Origin of the sequence: Burkholderia latens, assembly GCF_001718795.1 — a bacterium.
In the GTDB taxonomy this organism is placed as follows: Bacteria; Pseudomonadota; Gammaproteobacteria; order Burkholderiales; family Burkholderiaceae; genus Burkholderia; species Burkholderia latens_A.
On record NZ_CP013438.1, the window covers coordinates 828,849 to 853,261 of the forward strand.

A 24,413-nucleotide genomic window follows, 5' to 3' on the forward strand; every position below is an offset into this window, starting at 1 on the left:
GAAAGGGATTAATGCTGAACAAAGTCGATATTGCCGGACACGAATCTTGCACAGCAGTAGCGGTGACCTGTCCCGACACTTCGGACATAAGACGTATTGGAATTTTTGCCGAAAAATAACGACTGAATAAAGGTGGATTTGCCTCTGTAATCGAGGCATTAAGGTGACTTTCAGAGCACAGGAGAGAGGCGGGAGAAAATGGGGTGCGACGTTCTGACGAGTAACCGTCGTCCGATGAAAATCGAAACTTCTATTTTTTTCTGTAACAGGGTATTTCCGCCAGATGAATCGGCAAGTAATACGGGGTCAATGCTGGAATTAACAGGAAATCTGTCCGGCCGCGCAAACGTTTGGAGTTTTCATAATACCGATTATTCGTGCGTGATAATCGCGTGGCATGCAAGGGAGCGGAAAACTCCCCGGCCGGACAAGGGCGAAAACGCGCAAGACGAGTATGGTTTCCACCCGCGCGGCGGGCGCGACGCGAAGCGGGAACGACCGCCGAAGCGCGGCGCAGCGCGTCAGCGGCTGCCTGCGCCGCGGCGCGCGATGCGTGCGCCTGCCGTGAGCGACGTGATCGACGCGATCGGCGTGATCGAGGAATCCGCGATCCTGCCGTCGGCTGCCGCGCGCGGCCGGCTCATGATGTAGCTCCACAGCTGCTCGGCCGCGAGCCCACGCTTGCGTGCCGACCGGTACAGCCGGATCTCGAGCTCGGTGATCCAGTCGGACGAGCCCGCATGGACCAGCGAACCTTCCGCGAGCTCCTTCGCGACGCAGCTCTCCGGCAGCCACCCGATCCCGTGCCCGGCGACGACCATGCCCTTCAGCGCCTCGGACATGTGCGTCTCGAAGCACCGGTGCAGCGCATACGACTCGGACGCGTTCAGCAGCAGCATCTCGACGACGTTGCCCAGGAATGCACCCGATGAATACGCGAGCAGCGGCAGCGGCGCGTCGGCCGTGCCCGGCAGTTCGAAGACCGGCTTGCCGCGCGCGTCGGGCGTCGACACCGGCAGGATCCGTTCGACACCGAGCGTGACGAACGGGAAGTGGTTCGGATCGAGCACGATCGGCAATTGCGGATGGTGATAGCCGAGCAGCAGGTCGCATTCACCCTCGACGAGCTGCTGCACGCCTTCCGGCACGTTCACCGCATTGACACGTGCGCTCACGTGGCCGACTTCGCCGTTGAGCTGCTTGAGCCACACGGGAAACAGGGTGAACACGAGCGTGTGCGCGACCGCGAAGCGCACGACCTGGTCGCTCGCCGCGAACTGGTCGTAGCCGTTCACGAGATTGCGGGCCGCGTACATGCTGCGCAGGATGTCCGCGGCCAGGCCGCGGAACATCTGTCCGGCCGGCGTCAGCGCAATCGGGTTGATGCTGCGGTCGACCAGCTTCGCGTCCATCCACGTTTCGAGCGCGGCGATTCGTCTGCTGAATGCGGACTGCGTAAGGTGCCGATGACGCGCGGCACGCGAAAAGCTCTTGGTATCCGCAAGGCTCAGGAAATCTTCCAGCCACTTCGCTTCCATGTTGATTCTTCGCTGTTTATAGTCGGCGCCGCGATGCGCGGCGCCATTTCGCTGAACCGGTTTGGTAGCGTACCGCGCCTCGCGCGTCCGGGCCGATGTTTTTTTTCGATCGGTGTTAGTCGAAATATGCATGGGCGTTGTCGGCGGTATTACGGCTGCATAAGTTCGAGGTGCCGACCCGGCTAACCGGTTAGTTCACCGCGTCGAACTGGCCGATTCGTCGCACACGGCACTTCCCCCGGGCCGGCTTCGCGCCGGCCCGCCTTCACGCCGTTCCGTCCGGCAGCTGCACGATGCGGCGCGCACGGCGCCCATCGTGACGCCCGGCCGCGGGACGGTTCGCTGCGATGCGGCAACAGAGGGAGGCGGCGGCGCCGTGCGATCTGCCGCTCGGCGGCGGCAAGCGCTGCCCACACGGGGCCGAACCGTCGTCGGCCGGCCGCGCGGCAACCGCCGCCGTGCGGGCAGTGCGAAATATTGGTGCAGTGCAGATTGCGCAATCGTGCCGCGCGGGCGAACCATGATTGCGCGACGCGGCGCGACATCGGCCGGGCGGGGCGCGGCACGCCGGTGATGCGTCGCTGCACCGTGCGTCGCACCATCCTGGTGCGGCATGCCGCGACGGCGTGCCGCCCGCACGACAAAAGGGGGGGCCTGAGGGGATGCAGCAAGGCACGTTCCTTGCAAGGTAGTCAGTACGCCGGTCCGGCATGCGCAATGCCGGGGAAAACGATCGACGGAGAAAAGATCGATGAAGCCATTCGATGAAATGCTGCAATCCGGCGACATGGTAAGGGCGCCCTACGCGCGCCTGAAGCAATGGCTCGACACGCAGAACCCCGCGAGCCTCGCCCAGAAGGCCCACGATGCGGAAAGCGTATTCCGCAGGACGGGCATCACGTTCGCCGTGTACGGCGACGCACAGGCCGCCGAGCGGCTGATTCCGTTCGATATCGTGCCGCGGATCATCTCCGGCGCCGAATGGAGCCGCCTGTCGCTCGGGATCGAGCAGCGCGTGATGGCGCTCAACGCGTTCCTCGACGACATCTACCATCGCCAGGAAATCGTGCGCGCGGGCATCGTGCCGAAGCACCTGATCGCGCACAACGACGCGTTCATCCCGGAGATGATCGACTTCCGGCCGCCCGGCAACGTTTACACGCACATCATCGGCGTCGACATCGTGCGCACCGGCGAGAACGAGTTCTACGTGCTGGAGGACAACGCGCGCACGCCGTCGGGCGTGTCGTACATGCTGGAGAACCGCGAGACGATGATGCAGCTCTTCCCCGAGCTGTTCCAGCAAGTGAAGGTGCGGCCGGTCGAAACCTATCCGCAGATGCTGCGCCAGTCGCTCGCGGCCGTGTGCCCGCCGGGCGGCAACGTCGACAACCCGACCATCGCCGTGCTCACGCCCGGCATTCACAATTCCGCGTACTACGAACATTCGTTCCTCGCCGACCAGATGGGCGTGCACCTCGTCGAGGGCAGCGACTTGCAGGTGATCGACGGCCGTGTTGCGATGCGCACGACCGAAGGCTTCCAGCCGATCGACGTGCTGTATCGCCGCGTCGACGACGCCTTCCTCGATCCGCTCACGTTCCGCCCCGATTCGGTGCTCGGCGTCGCCGGGATCATGGACGTCTACCGCGCGGGCAACATCACGATCGCGAACGCCCCCGGCACCGGTATCGCCGACGACAAGGCGATCTACTCGTACATGCCGGAGATCGTCGAGTTCTACACGGGCCGCAAGGCGCTGCTGGAGAACGTGCCGACCTGGCGCTGCGGCGAGGCGGACAGCCTCAAATACGTGCTCGACCATCTCGACGAGCTCGTCGTAAAGGAGGTGCACGGCTCGGGCGGCTACGGAATGCTGGTCGGCCCGTGCGCGTCGAAGGCGGAACTCGACGCGTTCGCCGCGAAGCTGCGCGCGCGGCCCGCGAACTACATCGCGCAACCCACGCTGGCGTTGTCCACGACGCCGATTCTGACCGATGCCGGCCTTGCGCCGCGCCACGTCGACCTGCGGCCGTTCGTGCTGGTGTCGGACCGGATCCGCATCACGCCGGGCGGGCTTACGCGCGTCGCGCTGAAGGAGGGATCGCTCGTCGTCAATTCGAGCCAGGGCGGCGGCACCAAGGACACCTGGGTGCTGGCCGACTGAGCCGGGCACGACCGCGCGCGCCGCAGCCGGCGCGCGAACCGAACGAAGACGGAGTGGACACGAGATGCTTCTGGGACGAACTGCGAGCGGCCTCTACTGGATGTACCGCTATATCGAGCGCGCGGAGAACATCGCGCGCATCGTCGATGCCGGGTTGCGGATGGCGCTCACGCGCACGTCCGACGCGCCCGCGGAATGGTCGTCGGTGCTGGTCAGTTCCGGCGCGGACGACGGCTATCGTCAGAAGTACGACGCATATGCCGCCGACACCGTGACCGACTATCTGCTGCGCGATCGCGACAACCCGTCGAGCGTGCTGTCGTGCATCGAGGCCGCGCGCTCGAACGCGCGGATGGTGCGCACGGCGCTCACGCGCGAGGCGTGGGAGAGCGTGAACGGCGCGTGGCTCGCGCTGCGCCAGGCGCTCGCGCAGCCGGTGCCGGAGAGCGCGCTGCCGGCCGTGCTCGATGGGGTGAAGCGCGAAACGGCGCTGATCCTCGGCAGCTTCTACAGCACGATGCTGCGCAATGAAATTTTCGATTTCGCACAGATTGGCGCATTCGTCGAGCGCGCCGACAACACCGCGCGCATCCTCGACGTGAAATACCACTTGCTGCTGCCGTCGGTGTCGCACGTCGGCACGATCCTCGACAACTACCAGTGGGAGACGATCCTGCGCTGCGTGGCCGCGCACCGTTCGTATCGCTGGGTGTACGACGTGCAGTACAAGCCGATGAACATCGCCGATTACCTGATCCTGAACGGCCGGATGCCGCGCTCGCTGCGTTATTGCTACGGGCGGGTCGTGTCGAGCCTGAACATGCTCGCGAAGGATTACGGCGTGACACACGCGTGTCACGACACGGCCACGAAGATCCTGCAGATGCTGTCCGACACCTCGGTCGACCGGATCTTCAAGAGCGGCCTGCACGAGTTCCTGACCGATTTCATCGGCCGCAACAACAGCCTCGGGATCGACATCGCCCAGGCGTACAACTTCGACTGAGGCTTGCCATGCGACTCGCCATCCGACACATCTCGCGTTATCAGTTCGACGATCAGGCCACCCATGCACTGCAACGGCTGCGGCTGCGTCCGCAGTCGGGGCCCGGGCAAACGGTGCGCGCGTGGCAGGTTACGATCGACGGCGTCGAACCGACGCTGTCCTATTCGGACGGGCTCGGCAACCGGATCGACCTCGTGCGGCACGATCGCGACGCGAAGCAGGAGATCGTCGTGGTCGCGGCCGGCGTCGTCGAGACGCAGGACCGCGCCGGCATTCTCGGCCATCCCGACGGCTATGCGCCGCCGTGGATCTTCGAGCGCGAGACCGCGCTCACGAAGGCCGGCGACACCGTGCGCGAGCTCGCGCAGGCCATTCCGATCGAGCCGCACAGCCTCGACGCGCTGCACTGGCTGATGACCGAAGTGCACGGCCGCATCGCGTATGCGCCGAACCTCGCGGACGCGGCGGTCGATGCGGAAACCGCGCTGCAAAGCGGCGAGGGCACGAGCCGCGATCATGCGCATGCGTTCATCGCGGCCGCGCGGGCGCTGAAGGTGCCCGCACGCTACATCTCCGGCTACGTGCTTGCCGACGGCGCGATGCAGCGCATCGCCGACGCAAAGCAAAGCGCGAGCGGCGACGAGGCCGAAGCCGAGGAAGCGCTTGCGCTGCAGGTCGGCGACGGCATGCAGCAGGCGCTCGGCGCATCGCACGCCGCGCAATCGCAGGGCGTGCCGCAGCCGGCGCTCGGCGCGCAACCGCAGGCCGCTGCGCTGATGCACCAGCCGGCCGGCCATGCGTGGGCGGAGGCGTACGTCGAAGGGCTTGGCTGGGTCGGCTTCGATCCGTTCATGAACCGCTGCCCGGACGAGCGTTACGTGCGCATCGCGGTCGGCCTCGACCATCGCGATGCGCAACCGGTGACGGGGCTCGGCGCGAGCGCCGTCGCCGTCGAGATCAGTGTCGTGCAGTCGCCGGAACTCGTCTGACGCGCACCTTCGCCGAATCCGCCGTGCCGTGCCGCCGCAGCGACGGCGGCGCGGCGCACGCGGCCGGCTCAACCCGAACCGAGCGGCTTTCCCATGCCCATCCACGTCGCGCTGCATCACACCACCCGCTACCGCTACGACCGGCCCGTCAACCTCGGCCCGCAAATCGTGCGGCTGCGGCCCGCGCCGCATTGCCGCACGCCGATCGTCGCGTATTCGATGACGGTCGAGCCCGCGCAGCACTTCATCAACTGGCAGCAGGACCCATTCTCGAACTATCTCGCGCGGCTCGTGTTTCCCGAGCGCACCGAGCACTTCGCGATCACGATCGATCTCGTGGCCGAGATGTCGGTGTACAACCCGTTCGACTTCTTTCTCGAAGCGAGCGCCGAGCAGTACCCGTTCCACTATGACGATGCGCTGCAGACCGAGCTCGCGCCGTATCTCGCGTGCGATCCGCAGACGAGCGCGGCGCCGCTGTTCCGCGCGTACCTCGACGGCGTCGACCGCACGCCCGCCGGCACCGTGAACTTCCTCGTCGCGCTCAACCAGCAGTTGCAGCGTGACATCGGCTATCTCGTGCGGATGGAGCCGGGCGTGCAGACGCCCGAGAAAACGCTCGAGCTCGCATCGGGATCGTGCCGCGACAGCGCGTGGCTGCTCGTGCAGCTGTGCCGGCATCTCGGCATCGCCGCGCGCTTCGTGTCCGGCTACCTGATCCAGCTCACACCCGACGTCAAGGCGCTCGACGGCCCGAGCGGCACGTCGGTCGACTTCACCGACCTGCACGCGTGGTGCGAAGTCTATCTGCCGGGCGCCGGGTGGATCGGCTTCGATCCGACGTCCGGGCTGCTTGCCGGCGAAGGCCACATTCCGCTTGCGTGTACGCCGCAGCCGACCAGCGCCGCACCGGTCGAAGGGCTGATCGACGAATGCGAAGTGGCGTTCGAGCACGAGATGACCGTGACGCGCGTGTACGAATCGCCGCGCGTGACGAAGCCGTACACCGATTCGCAATGGGATGCCGTGCGCACGCTCGGCACGCAGGTCGACGGCGCATTGACGGCAGGTGACGTGCGGCTCACGCAAGGCGGCGAGCCGACCTTCGTGTCGATCGACGATCGCGACGGCGCCGAGTGGAACACCGATGCGCTCGGCCCGACCAAGCGCGGCTATGCAACCGAGCTCGTGCAGCGGCTGCGTGCGCAATACGGGGAGGGCGGCTTCCTGCATTTCGGGCAGGGCAAATGGTATCCGGGCGAGCAACTCCCGCGCTGGGCGCTGTCGATATTCTGGCGCGCGGACGGCCAGCCCGTGTGGCACGATCCGTCGCTGTTCGCCGACGAGCGCGAGCCGTCCGCCTGCACGACCGCCGACGCGAAGCGCTTCATCGATGCGCTGGCCGCGCGTCTCGGGCTGACAGACGAGTTCGTGCGGCCTGGCTACGAGGACGTGTGGTACTACCTGTGGCGCGAGCGTCGGCTGCCCGTCAACGTCGACCCGTTCGACTCGCGCCTCGACGACGAGCTCGAACGTGCGCGGCTGCGCAAGGTGTTCGATCAGCGGCTCGACAGCATCGTCGGCTACGTGCTGCCGATCAAGCGTGTGGAGGATGGGGCGGCCCGCGAAGGGGCGGCCCTCGGGGGGCCGCGCTGGCAGACGGGGCCTTGGTTCTTCCGCGACGAGCGGATGTATCTGGTGCCCGGCGACTCCCTGATGGGCTATCGGCTCCCGCTCGATTCGCTGCCGTGGGTTGCCGGCGCCGACTACCCGTACCTCGTCGAACGCGATCCGTTCGCGCCTCGCGACGCGCTGCCGGACGCAGCCGCATTCCGTGCGCGTCATGCGGGGACGGCGGATGCGCCGCGCTACCTGGCAGGCGTGCAGCGCGAAGCGCCTGCGCACACCGTCATGCAATGGCGCAGCGACGGCACGGCCACGGGTGAGCGCCCCGCGCACGCCGCCGAGCGCCACCCCGAGCGCTTCGAATCCGCCGCATGGATCACGCGCACCGCGCTGTGCGTCGAAGTACGCGACGGGATCCTGTACGTGTTCATGCCGCCGCTGGCCGCGCTCGAGGATTATCTCGACCTGCTGGCCGCGATCGAGCTGACGGCGCACGCACTCGACGTGAAGCTCGTGCTCGAAGGCTACCCGCCGCCGCGCGACGCGCGGCTCAAGCTGCTGCAGGTCACGCCCGATCCCGGCGTGATCGAGGTGAACGTGCATCCGGCGAAGAGCTTCGACGAACTCGTCGACCAGACCGAGTTCCTGTACGACGCCGCGTGGCAGTCGCGGCTGTCCACCGAGAAGTTCATGGTCGACGGGCGGCACGTCGGCACGGGCGGCGGCAACCACTTCGTGCTCGGCGGCGCGACGCCGGCCGACAGCCCGTTCCTGCGCCGTCCCGATCTGCTCGCGAGCCTGATCGCTTACTGGCACAACCATCCGTCGCTGTCGTACCTGTTCTCCGGGTTGTTCATCGGCCCGACGAGCCAGGCGCCGCGCGTCGACGAAGCACGCAACGACCAGCTCTACGAACTCGACATCGCGTTTGCGGAAATCCAGCGCAACAAGCTGCTGTACGGGCAGGACATGCCGCCGTGGCTCGTCGACCGCGTGCTGCGCAATCTGCTGATCGACGTGACCGGCAACACGCACCGCAGCGAATTCTGCATCGACAAGCTGTATTCGCCCGATTCGTCGACCGGCCGGCTCGGCCTGCTCGAGCTGCGCGCGTTCGAAATGCCGCCGCATGCGCGGATGAGCATCGTGCAGCAACTGCTGCTGCGCGCGCTCGTCGCCCGCTTCTGGGCCGCGCCGTACACGACGCCGCTCACGCGCTGGGGCACCGCGCTGCACGATCGCTTCATGCTGCCGGCGTTCCTGAAGATGGATTTCGACGACGTGCTCGCGGAGCTGCGCGACGCAGGTTTCGCGTTCGATCCCACGTGGTTCGCGCCGCATTTCGAATTCCGCTTCCCGTTGTTCGGCCAGATCGCGGTGAACGGGATGCAATTGTCGCTGCGCGGCGCGCTGGAGCCGTGGCACGTGATGGGCGAAGAGGGGGCGATCGGCGGCACGGTGCGCTACGTCGACTCGTCGCTCGAACGGTTGGAGGTGCGCGTGACGGGACTGAACGACAACCGGCACGTCGTGACCGTCAACGGCCGCGCGCTGCCGCTGCAGCCGACCGGCACCGTCGGCGAATACGTGGCCGGCGTGCGTTACAAGGCGTGGGCGCCGCCGTCGGCGCTGCATCCAACCATCGGCGTGCACGCGCCGCTCACGTTCGACATCGTCGATACGTGGCTGGAACGCTCGCTTGGCGGCTGCCGGTATCACGTTGCGCATCCGGGGGGGCGCAACTACGCGACGTTCCCGGTCAACGCGTACGAGGCGGAGAGCCGCCGGCTCGCGCGCTTCGTCGCGATGGGGCACACGCCGGGCCGGATGACCGTGGCGCCGGCCGCACCGAGCCGTGAATTCCCGTTCACGCTCGACCTGCGGCGGCCATGATCGCCGGATGAAACGACGCACGACGATGCGCGGCGCGCATACTGCAGGCACGCCGGCCGGCGGCGGCGCCGCTCAAGTGCTAGGATGCGGGCAGGTTGCGGCTGCCCGCCGTACTCGCCGCACGCGCTGCGCGCCGCCGCCCGTGCGGCGGCGTGCGCGCGCGTCCGCACGCTGACGACGGAACGATACCGACCGTGCCGCCCATTCACCCCGACGATCTCGCCGACGCCGACGCGATGCCCACGCTTTTCGATACCGGCGCGCAGCCGGACGCCGCGGAACTGGCCGCCGCGCTCGCGGCGCCGGCCGCTGCCGGCCGCTACGACGAACTGCGCGGCAGTGCCGCCGGTCTGAACGCGCCGCCGCTCGCGCCCGCATGGCGCAGCTTTTTCACGTCGATCGGCAGCGACGGCGTGGCCGACCTCGATCGCCGCGCCGATGCGCTGCAGCGGCGCATGCGCGAGAACGGCCTGTTCTACCAGCTCCACGAACAACGCGCCGGCGACGGCGCTGCCGGCCCGTGGTCGCTCGACCTGTTGCCGCTGATCGTCACGCCCGAGGACTGGGTCGCGATCGAACGCGGCGTGCTGCAGCGCGTGCGGTTGCTGAACGCGACGATGGCTGACGTGTACGGGCCGCAGACGATCCTGCAGCGCGGGTTGCTGCCGCCGGCGCTCGTCACCGGACATCCGGGCTACCTGCGCGCGATGCGCGGCGCACGCGTGCCGGGCGATACGTGGCTGCACGTGGTTGCGTTCGATCTCGCGCGCGGCCCGGACGGGCAATGGCGGATCGTCGCGCAGCACACGCAGGGCGCGGCGGGCCTCGGTTATCTGCTGGAGAACCGGCTGATCGTGTCGCGGCTCTTTCCGCGCGGTTTTCGCGGGCTGCGCGTGCAGCGGCTCGCGTCCGCGTACCGGTCGCTGCTGCAGAGCATGCAGGCGCTCAGCCCGGCGAGGAAGAATTCGCGGATCGTGCTGCTGACGCCGGGGCCGCACAGTGCGACGTACTTCGAGCATGCGTATCTCGCCCGCTACCTCGGCCTTACGCTCGTCGAAGGCGGCGACCTCACGGCGCGCGACAACCGCGTGTTCCTGAAGACGCTGCGCGGCCTCGAACCGGTGCACGGAATTCTGCGGCGCGTCGACGACGCGTGGCTCGACCCGCTGGAGCTGCGGCCCGATTCGATGCTCGGCGTGCCGGGCCTGTTGCAGGCCGTGCGCGCGGGCAACGTGCTGCTCGCGAACGCGCCGGGCTCCGGCTTTCTCGAATCGCCGGGCATGCTCGGCTTCATGCCGCGCCTCGCCGAAGCGGTGCTCGGCGAGACGCTGACGCTGCCGGCCGTGCATTCATGGTGGTGCGGCGAGGCGGCCGCGTGCAACGATGCGCTGCCGCAGCTTGCGCGCTGCATCGTCAAGCCGTCGTATCCGGCCGACGTGCAGGCGGGCGGCACGTTCGATCCGGTGATCGGCGCGCGGCTCACGCCGGCGCAACTCGCCGAGTGGCGCGCGCGGATTCTGGCCCGCCCCGAGCATTACACCGTGCAGGCAGACCTGCCGCTGTCGCAGGCGCCGACGTGGCCGGGGCAGGGTGCGCCCGACGGACAGGGCGGCGCGCGAATCGTGCCGAAGCCGCTGCTGCTGCGCGTGTTCGCGCTTGCCGACGGCGCGCAGCGCTGGCGGCTGCTGCCGGGCGGTCTGTCGCGCGTCGGCACGCGCGACACGCTGTTCAACGCGCCGATGCCGCGCGGCGGCAGCACCGTCGATACGTGGGTGATGACCGAAGGCATCGTCGATTCGACGACGCTGCTGCAGACGCGTCTCGGGCCCGACGATCTCGTCGAGCGTCCGCGCGCGATCGCGAGCCGAGCGGCCGAGAACCTGTTCTGGCTCGGCCGCTACACCGAACGCGCGACCAATCTGATGCGGCTCGCGCGCGCGGCGCTGGAGCGGCTGCGCGGCGAGGACGACGTCGACAGTCCCGCACACCTGGAACTGCTCGATACGTTGTGCCGCGACACGGGGCTGATCGCGGCCGATGCGCCGAATGCCGTCGATGCGCCACGCGCGTTCCAGTACGCGCTCGCGACGTCGCTGACCCGCGGCGCGGATCGCACGTCGGGCATCGCGTCGTGCCTGTTCGGGATGCGCGGCGCGGCCGCGGCGATCCGCGAGCGATTGTCGAGCGACCAGTGGCGGCTGATCGACGACGCGACGCAACTCTTTGCAGACAGCGCCGATCATCCGGAAGCCGAGGAGCAGATCGGCAACGAGGCGTTGCAGCTGCTCGAGCGGCTTGGGCTGCTGCTCGGCGCGATCACCGGCGCGCAGACCGACAACATGACGCGCGATGACGGCTGGCGGCTGCTGTCGATCGGCCGCCAGATCGACCGGCTGGACTTTCTGTGCAGCGTGCTGAAGTTCGCGTTCGACGACGGCGCGGTGCACCGGCAGGACGGCTTCGAGCTCGTGCTCGAACTGTTCGACAGCACGATCACGTTCCGCTCGCGCTTTCAGCGCGGTTTCGACGTCGCGCCGCTGCTGTCGCTCGTCGTGCTCGACACCGACAACCCGCGCTCGCTCGGCTGGGTCGTGCAGGCGCTGCGCGGCCGGCTGACGAAGGTCGAGCGCAGCGAAGGCTATGCGCTGTCCGAGCTGGCCGAGACGATTCCGGATGTGCCCGCGTGGTCGCTGCACGAGCTGTGCGAAACCGATGAGGATGGCCGGCACGACAGGTTGCTCTGCGCGCTCGACACGACCGTGAAAGCCGTGTGGGATCTGTCGAACCGGATCGGCGAGCGCTATTTCAGTCACGTGCGCGAGGCGGGCAGAACGCTATGGTGACGACGAAACACGCGGCGAAGACGCCGCCCGTGCCCGGTTCCGAAACCGTGAAGCAGGCAGCGGCCGCGCCGGCTGCGTCGAGCGCATCCGCCGTGCCGGTTGCCGCCGCGCCGGGCCGCCTGCTGCGCGTCACGCACGACACCGAATACCGCTATGCGGCGCGCGTCGAATCCGCGCAGCACCAGGCGCGGCTGCAGCCGCTCGCGACGCCGCGCCAGCAGGTGTTGTCGTTCGCGCTCGACATCGAGCCTTCACCGGAGACGGTCGGCACCGAGATCGATGCTTTCGGCAATGCACGCGCGTCGTTCGCGCTTAATCAGCCGCACGACGCGCTGCTCGTGCGCAGCCGCAGCACGGTGCGCGTAAGTGCGCCCGTATGGTCGCAGGGCGCGCGCGGCGCGCCGCCGCCCGCGATCGCGAACCCCGGCGCCGAACACGCAACGCCGTGGGAAGCGGTACGCGAGCGCCTGCGATTTCGTGCGGGGCAGCCGTACGACGCGGCGAGCGAGTTCGTGTTCGCATCGCCGCACGTCGGATGCGATCCCGAACTGGCTGCGTATGCGGCTGCGAGTTTTACGCCGCAGCGGCCGCTCGTGCAGGCGGCGTGGGACCTGATGCGGCGCATTCACGCGGATTTCGCGTACACGCCCAACAGCACCGACATCACGACGACCGCGCTCGACGCATTGCGATTGCGCAAGGGCGTGTGTCAGGATTTCGCGCACGTGATGATCGGCGCGCTGCGCTCGCTCGGGCTCGCCGCGCGTTACGTGAGCGGTTACCTGCTGACGCAGCCGCCGCCGGGCCAGTCGCGGCTGATCGGCGCGGATGCGTCGCATGCGTGGGTCGACGTGTACGACCCGGCGTGGCCGGAGGACGGCGGCTGGCTGCAGCTCGATCCAACCAACGATCGTGCGCCTGGCGACGACTACGTGATGCTGTCGATCGGCCGCGACTATGCGGACGTGACGCCGCTGCGCGGCGTGATTCGCGGCGGCGGCGCGGATCAGGAGCTGAAGGTCGGCGTGACGGTCGAGCCGCTCGACGAAGCGGTGGCGTGATACGGCGCGATCGGCCGCGGCGGCGCCATTTGCGCGCTTTAAGTCTTCGTTAATACTGCACGCCTAGCATGGTCGTGCCGGCGAATGGATCGCTCCGCGGTCCGGTGCCGGCGGCACGCGCGGGCGCGGCCGCGTTACGGAGCCGCGCCGTCGCGCGTCGCCATTCCCTTGCAACGGCGGCGAACATGATCAAGAACTTCGACTACACGCTCGGCAACGAGAAAATAACGTTGTGCGCGAGCTTCGGCGCGGGCCCGGCGTTCCGCCGCGTGCTCGTGAGCCGCGCGGATTCGATGGAGACGCTCGTCGTGCTCGACGCGCGCGGCTTGTCGGGCCTGCTGAAGGTCGCGACCGAAGAGCCGGAAGGGCTGCTCGACGATGCGATCCGCAAGGTGGGCGACGAACAGCTCGTCGAGCGCGCGATCAGCGGCCGGACGATCGTCGAAGCCGCGCTGTGAGCGCGTGAGGCGCATGCAGGCCGACGTGGCCTGCATGGCCGGATGCAGCGCCGCGTGTTGGCGTGCGGCTCACGCCGCGAACCGGTCCGTCGCCGCGAGCAGCGCCTTCAGAATGCCCGGTTCGTTGTACGCATGCCCGGCGTCGGGCACGATTTCGAACGTCGCGTCGGGCCAGGCTTTCGCGAGGTCCCACGCGGTGCGCGCCGGCGTTGCGATGTCGTAGCGCCCTTGCACGATCACGCCCGGAATGCCGGCGAGGCGATGCGCGTCGCGCAGCAGTTGGCCTTCTTCGACGAAACCGCGGTTCACGAAGTAGTGGTTCTCGATCCGAGCGAACGCGAGCGCGTAGTGGCCGTCCGCGAAGTGCGCGGCCAGTGCCGGATCGGGCAGCAGCGTGATGGTGCGGCCTTCCCAGATGCTCCATGCGCGCGCGGCTTCGAGCTTCGCGGCTTCGTCGTCGCCCGTCAGGCGGCGATGATATGCGGCCATCAGGTCGCCGCGCTCGGCCTCGGGAATCGGTGCGACGAATTCCTCCCACAGATCCGGAAACAACCACGACGCGCCTTCCTGGTAATACCACAGCAATTCTGCGCGCCGCATCGTGAAGATGCCGCGCACGATCAGCGCGCTCACGCGTTGCGGATGCGTTTCCGCATACGCGAGGGCGAGCGCGCTGCCCCACGAGCCGCCGAACACGAGCCATTGTTCTGCGCCGACCATCTCGCGCAGCCGCTCGATGTCGGCGACCAGATCCCACGTCGTGTTGTGTTCGAGGCTCGCATGCGGCGTCGAACGCCCGCAGCCGCGCTGGTCGAACAGCAGGATGTCGTAGCGCTCGGGATCGAACAGGCGGCGATGATCGGGGCTGCAGCCTGCGCCCGGGCCGCCGTGCAGGAACACCGCGGGCTTGCCGGACGGGTTGCCGCAGCGCTCCCAGTAAATGCGGTGGCCGTCGCCGGTGTCGAGATGGCCGTGGGCGTAGGGTTCGATCGGTGGGTACACAGGCAGGCTCCGGGATGAGGTCGGCAGGAGGGGGACGAGGCTCGGGCCGTGTGCGACCGGAATACCGCGGCGCCGGTATCGCTGACATTGCGGCGCCGCAAAATTCGTTGTGTCGGCATCGGGCCGGCCGTCGCCGGACAAGACTTGTCATTATGCCCATTCATGCCGGCTGCCGTGTGCCGGCCGGCCGCGCGTGGCGCGGCAGCGTGCCGCGCCGACAGAGACATCGAAATTTTTGAAGCAATTTCGTTCCGATATTTTTCAGACAAAATCCCGGCGACATATCGGCGAGCCGGTCGCGCGCGCCGGCCTTCATTCCGTTCCTCCACCGTGCCAACGGGAAACGAGCCGATGAACCATCGCGTCAAGCAGCTGACCGGGTTGCGTGCCGTCGCGGTCACGATGGTCGTCGTCGGCCATGCGGAGCACGTGCTGCCGGGCGGCTACACCGGCTGGTTCGCGCCATTGCGGCTGATCGCCGACGGCCGGCTCGGCGTGCTGATCTTCTTCGTGCTCAGCGGTTTCCTGATCACCAACGTGCTGCGTGCGGAGCTCGCGCGCACCCGCGGGATTGCCCTGACGTCGTTCTATGTGCGCCGTGCGCTGCGGATCTGGCCGGCGTGCTACGTGTATCTCGCGACCATCGGCGTGCTTGCCTTTGCCGGCTGGCTCGACGTCGATCGCCGTCAGTGGCTGTATGCGGCGCTGCATCTGTGGAACTACTCGGCGTGGTTCGGGCTGGCCGGCGACAACACGCTGCATCCGGCCGGCGCGTGGTATCTCGGGCATTTCTGGTCGCTCGCGCTCGAGGAGCAGTTTTACTGGTTCTGGCCACTGCTGTTCGTGTACGGCGCCCGCCGTCGCGGCACGCGCTGGCTGGCCGCGCTGATCCTGGTCGTGCCGCTGGTGCGCGCGATCACATACTGCATTGCGCCGGTGCTGCGCGGCCAGCTCGGGATGATGCTGCATACGGGCGTCGATCCGATCCTGACCGGCTGCTATGCGGCGCTCAACCGCGAACGGCTCGAAGCATGGATTCGCTCGTGGCGCGGCGAGTCGCGCATCGCGACGGCGCTCGTCTTCATCGTGCTGCTCGCGATGCCCGTTGCCGAACACCGGCTCGGCGGCTTCTGGAATGCAACGTATGGCGTGACGCTCGAGGCCGCGCTGATTGCGATCGTGATCGTAGTGCTGAACTTCCGCAGTGAATTCTGGTGCGCGCGTTGGTTGCGGGCCGCGCCCGTCGTGTTCGTCGGCACGATCTCGTTCAGCCTGTATCTGTGGCAGCAGCCGTTCGCGAATCCCGATCTGGCGGTTCCGCATGCGTTCCCGCTCGGTATCGTGTGGTCGCTGCTGGCCGCGACGGCCAGTTACTTCCTCGTCGAGAAGCCGTTCCTGCGGTTGAAGGATCGTTTTGCGGCACGCGAGGCGCGACGTGTGCGGGATGATGCACTGCTCGCGGCGGTGCAGACGGATGCGATCGGGCCGACGGTGGTGAAGTAGGCGGGTGCGGTTCGCCGGCCGCCTCATTGCAAACGCTTATGCGCGTTCGGCGGATATCAGAAGGCCCGGAACAAGTCGATCCCGCATGACTTGCCGTCGTACTTGACGATCGTGCGTGTCGCCGAACGCGCGCCCGTCGGGCGACAGCCGGTACGGTGCGGTATCGATGCGATAGCTGTCCGGGCCGACTTCCGTGACGGCATCTTTCGCGACGGTCGACTTCTCGGTCGCGACGACATGCAGCTTGTTACTTTCGGAGGGGTTTTGCTCTCGGGCAGCGAATGCGAGCAGGGGCAAAAAGCGAAGGAGTGCAGTGGTGGACGTGAATCGGGACAGCTTCACGATGTTCCGCAGAAAGAGCTTGCCGGCCCGAGGCCCGGTTTCCGCGCCGCCGCCATCGCACGCCGCTGTTCGGCGACGGACGGACATCGTGTGACGCAAATGAAAACGGCCCTCGTGAACCGATCCCAAGAGTCGGATCTATGTCCGCGCCTGGGGTTCGGTTCAGTCCGGGCCTTTCGTCGACCAGCAGCGACTATTTACCGCGTCAGTGCCGTAAAACCGTCCAGCAGTCGATCGACGTCGGCCGCACCAATCGCGCCCATTGTCGAAATGCGGAACAGTTCCTTCGACAACCCGCCTTGCCCCGCGTAGATCACGAAGCCGCGCGCCTTCAGGCCGTCGTGCAGCGTCTCGTACGTGATGCCCTGCGGCAGCCGGTACGCGCGCAGCACGACCGACGAAGCCCCTTCCGGCAACACCAGCGGCATCCCGCGCGCCGCGAGCCCAGCCTGCACCTGATCGGCGAGCGCCTTGTAATGCGCATGGCGCGCACGCCAGCCACCGGCTTCATCGAACTCGCGCAGTGCCTCGACGAGTGCGTAATACGCGTGCACGGACGGCGTGAACGGCGTATTGCGCTGATCCTGCAGCTTTGCGAGACGCCCGAGGTCGAGATAGTAGGTGCGGCTCGCCGCCTTCGCGAGCGCGCCGCGGCGCACGATCACGAATGCCGCACCGGGCACGCCGTGCAGGCACTTGTTCGCGGTCGCGGCGACCGCGTCGATCACGCCGCCGGCGAAATCGATCGCTTCGGCGCCGAAGCTGCTGACGCCGTCGACGAGCATTTTGACGCCGCGCACGCGGCATACGTCCGCGATTGCGCCGAGGTCGTTCAGCCGGCCGGTCGTCGTTTCGTGATGAATCACCGCGACGTGCGAATAACCGCCGGCGTCGAGACGCGAGGCAATCTGTGCGAGATCGGGCGCCTGCATCCATTCGTGCTTCAGCACGTCGTGCGCGATTCCGTATTGCGTCGCGATCTGCGTGATGCGTTCGCCGTACACGCCGTTCTCGATCACGAGCAGCTTGCCGTCCTGCGGCACGAGCGCCGCAATCATGCTTTCGACGGCGGCGGTGCCCGAGCCCGTCATCAACACGGCGGCCCATTCGGCCGGATCGAGCTCGTATGCGGCAGCGAGGCGCGCACGCGCTTCATCCTGCAGATCGAAGAATTCGCTTTCGCGATGGCACAGGTCGGGTTGCAGCAGGCTGCGGCGCACGCGTTCGGTGAGCGTGACCGGGCCGGGATTCAGCAGCAGCATCAGTAGGCTCCTTCAGCATGGGCTTCGGCCCGCGCGGCGCCGATATGCCGCATCAGGCGCGTCTTTACTTCGACCGGCGTGACGGTCGGGCGGGGCAGGCCGTCGGGCACGCCGGTGCGGATCGCAAGCCGCACGAAGCGCGTGCCGTTCGCCGGCTGCGCCGCGTCGAGCGCCGCCTCCAGCACGTCGAGCGTGTCGCCTTCGACGGCCGACGCGTAGCCGCACGCGGCCGCGACGCCCGCGAACGACACATGCTGCGACACGGTCGCCTGGCCGCCCGTCGATTCGTGCGCGCCGTTGTCGAGCAGCACGTGCGTGAGATTCGTCGGGCCGTACGTGCCGAGCGTCGCGAACGCACCCATGCGCATCAGCGCGGCGCCGTCGCCGTCGACGGCCACCACGCGCAGGTCGGGGCGCGCGAGCGCGAGACCGAGCGCGAGCGGCGTGACGCAACCCATCGAGCCGACCATGTACAGCTGGTTCGGCCGATCGTCGATCGCATAGAGTTCGCGGCCGCAGAAGCCGGTCGATGCGAGGACGACCGTCGAATCGACCGGCGTGTGCGCGATCACGCGCTGCAGCGCATCGTGGCGGGTCGGCCATGCAGCCGGCGACGCCGCGCGCGCCGCCGACTGCGCGGCGACGTGTGCGCGCGGCGTCGCCGCCGGGTTCGCCTTCAGCTCATACGGCGCAACGCTGCCTTTCTGCATCACGAGCGCGTACGGGCGGCCGGTGGCGTCCATGTGCGCGATCGCGCGGTCTAGCGCCGGGCCGACCTGTTCGGGGTCGGTCGGGAACGTCTCCCACGGAATTTCCATCGTGTCGAGCATCGCCGGCGTGATCGGCCCCATCAGCGCATGCTGCGGCTCGTCGGGCACGCCCGGCTGGCCGCGCCACGTGACGATCAGCAGCTGCGGCAGCCGGAACGTCCACGTCAGCGACGTGAGCGGGCTCACCGCGTTGCCGAGCCCCGAGTTCTGCATCATCGCGATCCCGCGCTTGCCCCCGAGCGTCGCACCCGCGATCAGCGCGACCGCGTCGCCTTCGTTCGCAGCCGACAGGTAGTGCAGCGTCGGGTCCTGCAGCACGTAGTTGATGAACGGCGTCAGGTACGAGCACGGCACGCCCGCGTACCAGTCAAAGCCGCGCTCGCGCGCCGCCTCGACGAACTGGGCCGCTTCGATCATTGCGCGCTCCCGTTGCCGCCCGGCTCGGACAGCGGCGTCTGGCCGTGCGCGAAGTCGCCGGCGCGGCGGAAGTCCTCGAGATCGTTGACACCGCGCCAGTGGCCGTGCACGTACTGCACCTCGATTTTCTCGCCGGCGGCGATCAGTTCGTTCAACAGCGCCGGAATGTCGAGCGTGTCGAAATCCGGGCGCGCCTGCAGCGTCGCGAGCATTGCCTTCAGGCGCTCGACGCCCGCACCGCGCACGTTCAGAAGACCGATCCAGCGGCCATGCGGCGTGCCGGCGGCAACGTCGCTCGACACGCGTTGCAGATACGTCTTCTGGCCGAACAGGCCGCGGTCGTCAGCGGCCGAGCACAGCGCGAAGTCGCGCACGCTCTGGTTGGTTTCGGTGAGCGACGAATCGACGACGACGCTGAACTCGGCCTCGCTCTCCGCGAGGTCGCGCAGGATGTAGCTGCGGAACAGCAGGTCGCCGTACGAGATCACGGTGTCGCCGGTCAGGCGTTCGGCCGCGCACGCGAGCGACGCGAGCTCGCCCGTCTGCGCATGACGTTCGTTGACGACGAGCTTGATGCCCGACGTATCGATCGCGTCGGCGCGATAGCCGCCGACCACGGTGATGTCGTTCACGCCGTGCTTCTTGAAGCCGTCGACGAGCCAGCGCAGGAGCGGCTTGCCGGCGACCGGCAGCATGACCTTCGGCTTGTCTTCGGTGACGGCCTCGAGTCCCTTGCCGCGGCTCGCCGCGAGCACAATCGCGGCGTTCGACGCGCGCGACGACGACGACAGGTAGATGCGCTCGGCGGCCGAGTATTCGTCGGCGTCCTGCAGGCGGAAAATTTCGTTGACCGACGCGACGCGGTCCTCGACGTTGATCAGCGTTTCGCTCGCGTGGATTTCGCGCGCGGTGGCCTGCATCGCGGACGCCGATGCGCGGATCAGGTGGTTCGCCCAGATCACGGTGCTGATGCCGGCCTGGCGGAACACGTCGGTCGGCGTGCTGTAGTACTTGGTCGGCACGATCACGAGCGGCGCCTTGCCGCTCCACTCGCGGGCGAACTGCAGGATTTCGTCGGGGCGCGACAGCTTGCTGTGGATCAGGATCGCGTCGGCGCCGGCTTCCGCGTACGCGTTCGCGCGGCGCAGCGCCTCGTCCATCCCCCAGCCCGCGATCAGCGCTTCGACACGCGCGACGATCGAGAAGTCCGGGTCGCTTTGCGAATCCTTGCCGGCCTTGATCTTGCCGCAGAACTCGTCGATCTCGGCGAGCGGCTGGCGTTCGCCGTCGATGAAGCTGTTCGTCTTCGGGAACTGCTTGTCCTCGATGCACACGCCGGCAATGCCGCGCTGCTCGAGCTTCTTCACGAGGCGGCGCACGTTGTTGAAGTTGCCGTAGCCGGTGTCGCCGTCGAGCAGGATGGGCAGGTCGCTCGCGTCGGCCATGAACTCGAGCACGTCGACGACCTGCGTCCAGCTCGCTTCGTTGTTGTCGCGCACGCCGAACTGCGCGGAGATCGCGAGGCCCGAGGCCCAGATGCCTTTGAAGCCGGCTTCGCGAACGATACGCGCGGACAGGCCGTTGTGCGCTTCCATCAGAAATTCGAGATCGCTGCTGACGAGCATGCGGCGCAGGCGTGCGCTGCGCGATTCGGAGAAGTTGGGTTCGCGTGCGTTCATCGTGCGACTCCTGCGGTGGTGCGTTGAATCAGGGGGAGAATGTCTTGCGTCGCGCGTGCGACGTCGTTCGGGAAGTCGATCTCGATCCACGGCGAACCCGTGACGTCGGCGACGTCGAACGAATGGCCGCCTTCGAGCAACAGGTCGCGCACTGCTTCCTCGTGCGGCATGTTCGCGCGGCCGCTGTCGACATAGCCGGCGACGATCGCCGCAAGGCGGCGCGCAGTACCTTCGGTGAATCGGAAAAAGCCCACGGATTCGCCGATCGTGTCGTAGTCGAAATCGACCGCGAGCTGCTTGCGCAACTCGACCGGCACGCCGTTTTTCAGGCACAGCTTGACCGGCTCGTCGCCGGCCTCGAAGTCGCGGTCGATCAGCAGTCGGTCGACGGCCTTGTCGGCGTCGGCGACCAGCGCGTGCAGAATGTTTTCGTCGTACAGCACGTCCGCGTCCATCAGCAGCACGTCGCCGCCGCGCGTCATCGCATCGGCAACGGTGTGCACGGTCAGCACGCTGCCGAGGTCGTAGCGGTCGTTGATCACGATCTCGGCGGTGCGGCCGAGGCGCTTCAGCTCCTGCTCGACCTTCTCGTGCTGGAAGCCGAGCCCGAGCACGATTTCATCGACGCCCGCGGCGTCGAGCACACGCAGATGGCGCTCGAGCAGCGACACGTCGTCGAAGCGCAGCAGGCACTTCGGGAACTGCGCCTCGGGCGGCTGTTGCAGGCGCAAGCCGAGGCCTGCCGCAAGAATGATGGCTCGCATGGGTTCTCCAACCAAAAAGCCGGCGATCTGAACGATCAGTCGGCGAGCGGCTGCGGCGCGTGGCGCCGTTGCCAGTTTCTTTCACTGAAATGCAGATAGAGCAGGCCCGGCAGGCCGAGCGCGAGTTCGCGCGCGCGCTTCGCGAGCGACAGCGCGAGCGCCGCGTCGGGCGGCAGGCCGACAAGCGGCGCGAGCAGCAGGTAACCGCCTTCCTGCGCGCCGAGCGAGCCCGGAATCGCGAACGCCGCACCGCGAATCGCCTGGCCGACGCTCTCGAGCAGCAGCGCGTCGAGCCAGCTGACCGGGTGCCCGAGAAAGTGCAGCGCGAGCCACACTTCCGCGGTGCCGACGATCCAGCCGGCGAGGCTCAATGCGAAGGTGTTCGCGACCTTCGCGCGATCGCGGTACAGCGCGCCGACCGCCGCGTCGATCGCGTCCGCGCGGGTCGCGAGCGACGACCAGTCGCGCGGCCCGAGCAGCTTCGACGCGAGCCGCATGCCGCGGCCGAACAGCCCGCGCCGCTGCGCCGCGTAGAACGCGACGGCGAGCGCACCGAGCACGCCGGTGGCGATCAGCGCCGGCATGCGCAAGTGGGCGACCGATTCGTGCGTTGCATACATGCTGAACGTCGCGATGCCGATCAGTGCGAACGCCATCTGCGCGAGCGCCTGCATCGTCGTGCTGACCGTGACGACGGCGGCCGCGTCGGCCATCCGCGTGCCGCGCTGCGCGAGGTGGCGCACCATCAGCACCGGGCCGCCGATCTGGCCGGCGGGCAGCAGGCTGTTGACGGATTCGCCGACCCAGCGCGTGCGCAGCGCATTGCCGAGATCGGCGCCCGGCTGGCCGCGGCGGAACATCACCGAAATCGCGCATGCGTCGATCGCGAGCGGCACGACGTGGAACGCGGCGACGAGCGCGAGGCCCCAGCCGGCCGCGAGGAACGTCGACGCGACCGCGCCGACGCCCTGCCATGCGAGCAGCGCAACGAACAGTGCCGTGCCGAGGGACAGCAGGATCAGGCCGGCGCGTGTCATGACCCGGTCGGCCGGCGGCTGGCCAGCTGCTTGAATACCTGACGGAAACCGAAATACGCGATCGCGTCCTTCATGTTCGAGATGAAGCGCTTCCACGGCCGCATGCCGGGGTTGGTCACGTATTCGAACGTCAGCGACACACGCGTCTCGTTCTGGCCGAGCGGCGTGACGCGGTGGCGGAGCTTGTCGCCGTCGAACAGCACGATGCCGCCGTCGGCGATTTGCACGGAGCCCGGTTCGTCGGGCACGTCCGGATTGCGCGTATGCAGTTCGTAGTCGAGCCGGCACGACGAATCGTCGATCACGCCGATCAGCAGCGTGTAGCGGCGGCCGTCGTAGTACGACGTGTCGTAGTGCCAGCCGATGTGGTCGCCCGGCTTCGTGTAGTAGTAGAGCGCGTACGCGTGGGGATCGTCGTCCGGCGACAGCATCAGCTTGTCGCCGGTGATCTTCTCGAGGAAGCCGATCAGCGCCTTCGACCGGTACAGTTCGGCAATGTACGGCGCTTGCGCGTCGATCGTATGGCGGCTCACGCTGCCGCCCTGCTTGTGGCCGGGCAGGTAATTCCGGTTCAGGCCAGGCTGCAGCGCGCGGGCGGCGGCGGCGAGCTTCGCGTGCGCGTCGGCCGGCAGAAACGCGTCGAGATACAGGAACGACCCCTGGCGCGTGTAGTCGCTGCGCAGGCGGTCAAGGTCGAGACGGCCGACGCAGTCGGCCACGGTGCGATCGGGATCGGCCGCTGCCGCGCGTGCAGGCGCGGGGCGTGCCGGGCTCAGCACGGAGTCGTCGCGCGTGCTAGGAGTCATTTGGAAGCCTGGATTTCAGTGGAACTTTGAGTGCCCCCGGACCGGTCGCTACGCGACAGGCCGCCCGAGGGGGACGAGAAAACTTGGGACGGCCCGGCGTTTTCTCGCGGGACGCTGCCGCGGCGCACGATGCGCCACCAGTCGATCACGACCCATGCGGCGAACAGCGGGGCGCCGATCGACGCCGCGAGCAGGAACGGCTGGACGCCGTCGACGAGCGTCACGATCGGCAGCAGGTACAGCACGTCTTCGGTCTCGAAGCCGCCGGCGAACGCCTGCTTCGTGCCGGCCTTGCCGGCAATCGATTCGATCCGCATGCGCAGGAAGAAAATCAGCGCGACCGCGGCGCCGGCCACCGCGCCGAGCAGCACCGGCGACGCGGCCATCTGGCCGCCCTGCGCGACGATGCCGACGCCCATGCTGACGAACAGCGCGACCGTCACGAGCGCGTCGGCTGCGAGGTCGTAAAAGTGACCGATCTTGCTGCTTTTGCCGCTGATGCGAGCGAGTTCGCCGTCGGTGTGGTCGACGAAGTTCGACAGCACGATCAGGAATGCGCCGGCGTTGCTCCAGCCGAAGCCGCCTTGCGCGAGGCACCAGGCGCCGGCGAGGCCGATCAGCAGACGGACGGTGGTGAGGTGATTCGGGGTGACGGGCGTGTCGACCAGCGGTCGAACGAGCGCGCGCGCGAGCCGCGCATCCCAGGTGCGCGGCAGGGGTGGCTCGGAAGGTGCGGCGGTTTTTCTTTGGTCCATCGGCGAAATATATACGGAATTGTAATTTGTTGCTTTTTATTCGACCAATGTCCTGACATGCGGGAGTGTTACCGCGTATTCCGGGCGCCGGCCGGTTGCAAACCGGACGCGCGAAACGGCGTGCGCGCATCGGGCCGTACACGGTTCAGTATGGTTCGCGCGACGCCGCCGTCAACGGCTGTCGGCCCGCTGGCGCGGGCGCGGCGGCCATGCGCACATGCGCGGGGCTTGACCTGCATCAGGCCCGAAAATGCGGCGGCCGGCGACAATCGCCCGCGGCGACCGCGGGGACGCGAGCGCGCGCCGATTGTTCGCGAATTCGTGGTGAATCGACGCGCGCGTCGGGCGATTGGTGTTTGAACGTTCGGATTTGCCCACGGCAAACGAGCGGTCTTGCCGCAACCGGCTTTCGGTTGTATTCACCGCTGTCGCGGCGCCTGTCACAGAACGGCCGTTCGATTTCCGTTGCCGCCGGCAAGAATCTTTTGCAACCGG

18 protein-coding genes and 1 pseudogene are annotated in these 24,413 nt (G+C 67.8%); 8 read left to right on the top strand and 11 right to left on the bottom strand.

Going from position 1 to position 24,413, the window contains the following annotated elements:
• Positions 1-521: 521 nt before the first annotated feature.
• Positions 522-1,538 carry a LysR substrate-binding domain-containing protein gene (locus tag WK25_RS23095; protein ID WP_040139590.1) on the bottom strand — a complete coding sequence of 339 codons (1,017 nt, stop codon included), beginning with the start codon at positions 1,536-1,538 and terminating at the stop codon, positions 522-524.
• Positions 1,539-2,289: 751 nt separating this feature from the next.
• On the opposite strand from WK25_RS23095, the gene WK25_RS23100 reads away from it, so the two are divergent.
• The 7 genes from WK25_RS23100 (at position 2,290) to WK25_RS23130 (ending at position 13,581) form a co-directional block, all read left to right on the top strand.
• Positions 2,290-3,705, top strand: coding sequence for a circularly permuted type 2 ATP-grasp protein (locus tag WK25_RS23100; RefSeq protein WP_040139591.1), 1,416 nt, complete (start codon positions 2,290-2,292; stop codon positions 3,703-3,705).
• Between the two features lie 64 nt (positions 3,706-3,769).
• Positions 3,770-4,711, top strand: a complete 942-nt coding sequence (locus WK25_RS23105; protein ID WP_040139592.1) for an alpha-E domain-containing protein — start codon at positions 3,770-3,772, stop codon at positions 4,709-4,711.
• An 8-nt stretch (positions 4,712-4,719) separates the two neighbouring features.
• Entirely contained in the window at positions 4,720-5,700 is a 981-nt protein-coding gene (locus tag WK25_RS23110) for a transglutaminase family protein (RefSeq protein ID WP_069242843.1), read from the top strand.
• A gap of 93 nt (positions 5,701-5,793) precedes the next feature.
• A complete protein-coding gene (locus WK25_RS23115) occupies positions 5,794-9,219 on the top strand; it encodes a DUF2126 domain-containing protein (protein ID WP_069242844.1) in 3,426 nt (1,141 codons plus the stop codon).
• Positions 9,220-9,455: 236 nt separating this feature from the next.
• Entirely contained in the window at positions 9,456-12,062 is a 2,607-nt protein-coding gene (locus WK25_RS23120) for a circularly permuted type 2 ATP-grasp protein (protein WP_040141069.1), read from the top strand.
• Positions 12,056-13,123: a transglutaminase family protein gene (locus WK25_RS23125; protein ID WP_069242845.1), complete on the top strand. Its 1,068-nt coding sequence runs from the start codon at positions 12,056-12,058 to the stop codon at positions 13,121-13,123. Before WK25_RS23120 ends, WK25_RS23125 begins: the two co-directional genes overlap by 7 nt.
• A 185-nt stretch (positions 13,124-13,308) precedes the next feature.
• Positions 13,309-13,581, top strand: coding sequence for a hypothetical protein (locus WK25_RS23130; RefSeq protein WP_040141070.1), 273 nt, complete (start codon positions 13,309-13,311; stop codon positions 13,579-13,581).
• A 69-nt stretch (positions 13,582-13,650) separates the two neighbouring features.
• Here WK25_RS23130 and pip read toward each other — a convergent pair whose 3' ends face one another.
• The gene (gene pip / locus WK25_RS23135) at positions 13,651-14,583 is read right to left on the bottom strand and encodes a prolyl aminopeptidase (protein WP_069242846.1); all 933 of its coding nucleotides are present in this window, start codon (positions 14,581-14,583) and stop codon (positions 13,651-13,653) included.
• Positions 14,584-14,743: 160 nt separating this feature from the next.
• Entirely contained in the window at positions 14,744-14,899 is a 156-nt protein-coding gene (locus tag WK25_RS31410) for a hypothetical protein (protein ID WP_156789088.1), read from the bottom strand.
• A 35-nt stretch (positions 14,900-14,934) separates the two neighbouring features.
• Here WK25_RS31410 and WK25_RS23140 point away from each other — a divergent pair, with 35 nt between their 5' ends.
• Positions 14,935-16,086 carry an acyltransferase family protein gene (locus tag WK25_RS23140; RefSeq protein WP_069242847.1) on the top strand — a complete coding sequence of 384 codons (1,152 nt, stop codon included), beginning with the start codon at positions 14,935-14,937 and terminating at the stop codon, positions 16,084-16,086.
• 120 nt (positions 16,087-16,206) lie between these two features.
• Here the strand turns inward: WK25_RS23140 and WK25_RS32180 are convergent.
• The 8 genes and pseudogenes from WK25_RS32180 to WK25_RS23180 form a co-directional block, all read right to left on the bottom strand.
• Positions 16,207-16,359 (bottom strand): annotated as a pseudogene (locus WK25_RS32180) (multidrug ABC transporter ATPase); the annotation flags it as partial.
• A 266-nt stretch (positions 16,360-16,625) separates the two neighbouring features.
• Positions 16,626-17,690, bottom strand: coding sequence for a 2-aminoethylphosphonate aminotransferase (locus tag WK25_RS23150; RefSeq protein ID WP_069242849.1), 1,065 nt, complete (start codon positions 17,688-17,690; stop codon positions 16,626-16,628).
• Complete coding sequence (aepY, locus tag WK25_RS23155; RefSeq protein ID WP_069242850.1) at positions 17,690-18,877, bottom strand: phosphonopyruvate decarboxylase; 1,188 nt, start codon at positions 18,875-18,877, stop codon at positions 17,690-17,692. Before aepY ends, WK25_RS23150 begins: the two co-directional genes overlap by 1 nt.
• On the bottom strand, positions 18,874-20,556 hold the full coding sequence (gene aepX, locus WK25_RS23160) for a phosphoenolpyruvate mutase (RefSeq protein WP_040139601.1): 1,683 nt from the start codon (positions 20,554-20,556) through the stop codon (positions 18,874-18,876). The genes aepY and aepX overlap by 4 nt, the downstream gene beginning before the upstream one ends.
• On the bottom strand, positions 20,553-21,320 hold the full coding sequence (locus WK25_RS23165; RefSeq protein ID WP_069242851.1) for an NTP transferase domain-containing protein: 768 nt from the start codon (positions 21,318-21,320) through the stop codon (positions 20,553-20,555). The genes aepX and WK25_RS23165 overlap by 4 nt, the downstream gene beginning before the upstream one ends.
• Before the next feature lie 35 nt (positions 21,321-21,355).
• Complete coding sequence (locus WK25_RS23170; RefSeq protein WP_059546667.1) at positions 21,356-22,357, bottom strand: HpnL family protein; 1,002 nt, start codon at positions 22,355-22,357, stop codon at positions 21,356-21,358.
• On the bottom strand, positions 22,354-23,163 hold the full coding sequence (locus WK25_RS23175; protein WP_069242852.1) for a 2OG-Fe(II) oxygenase: 810 nt from the start codon (positions 23,161-23,163) through the stop codon (positions 22,354-22,356). The genes WK25_RS23170 and WK25_RS23175 overlap by 4 nt, the downstream gene beginning before the upstream one ends.
• Entirely contained in the window at positions 23,160-23,918 is a 759-nt protein-coding gene (locus WK25_RS23180; protein WP_069242853.1) for a CDP-alcohol phosphatidyltransferase family protein, read from the bottom strand. Before WK25_RS23180 ends, WK25_RS23175 begins: the two co-directional genes overlap by 4 nt.
• Positions 23,919-24,413: the final 495 nt, after the last annotated feature.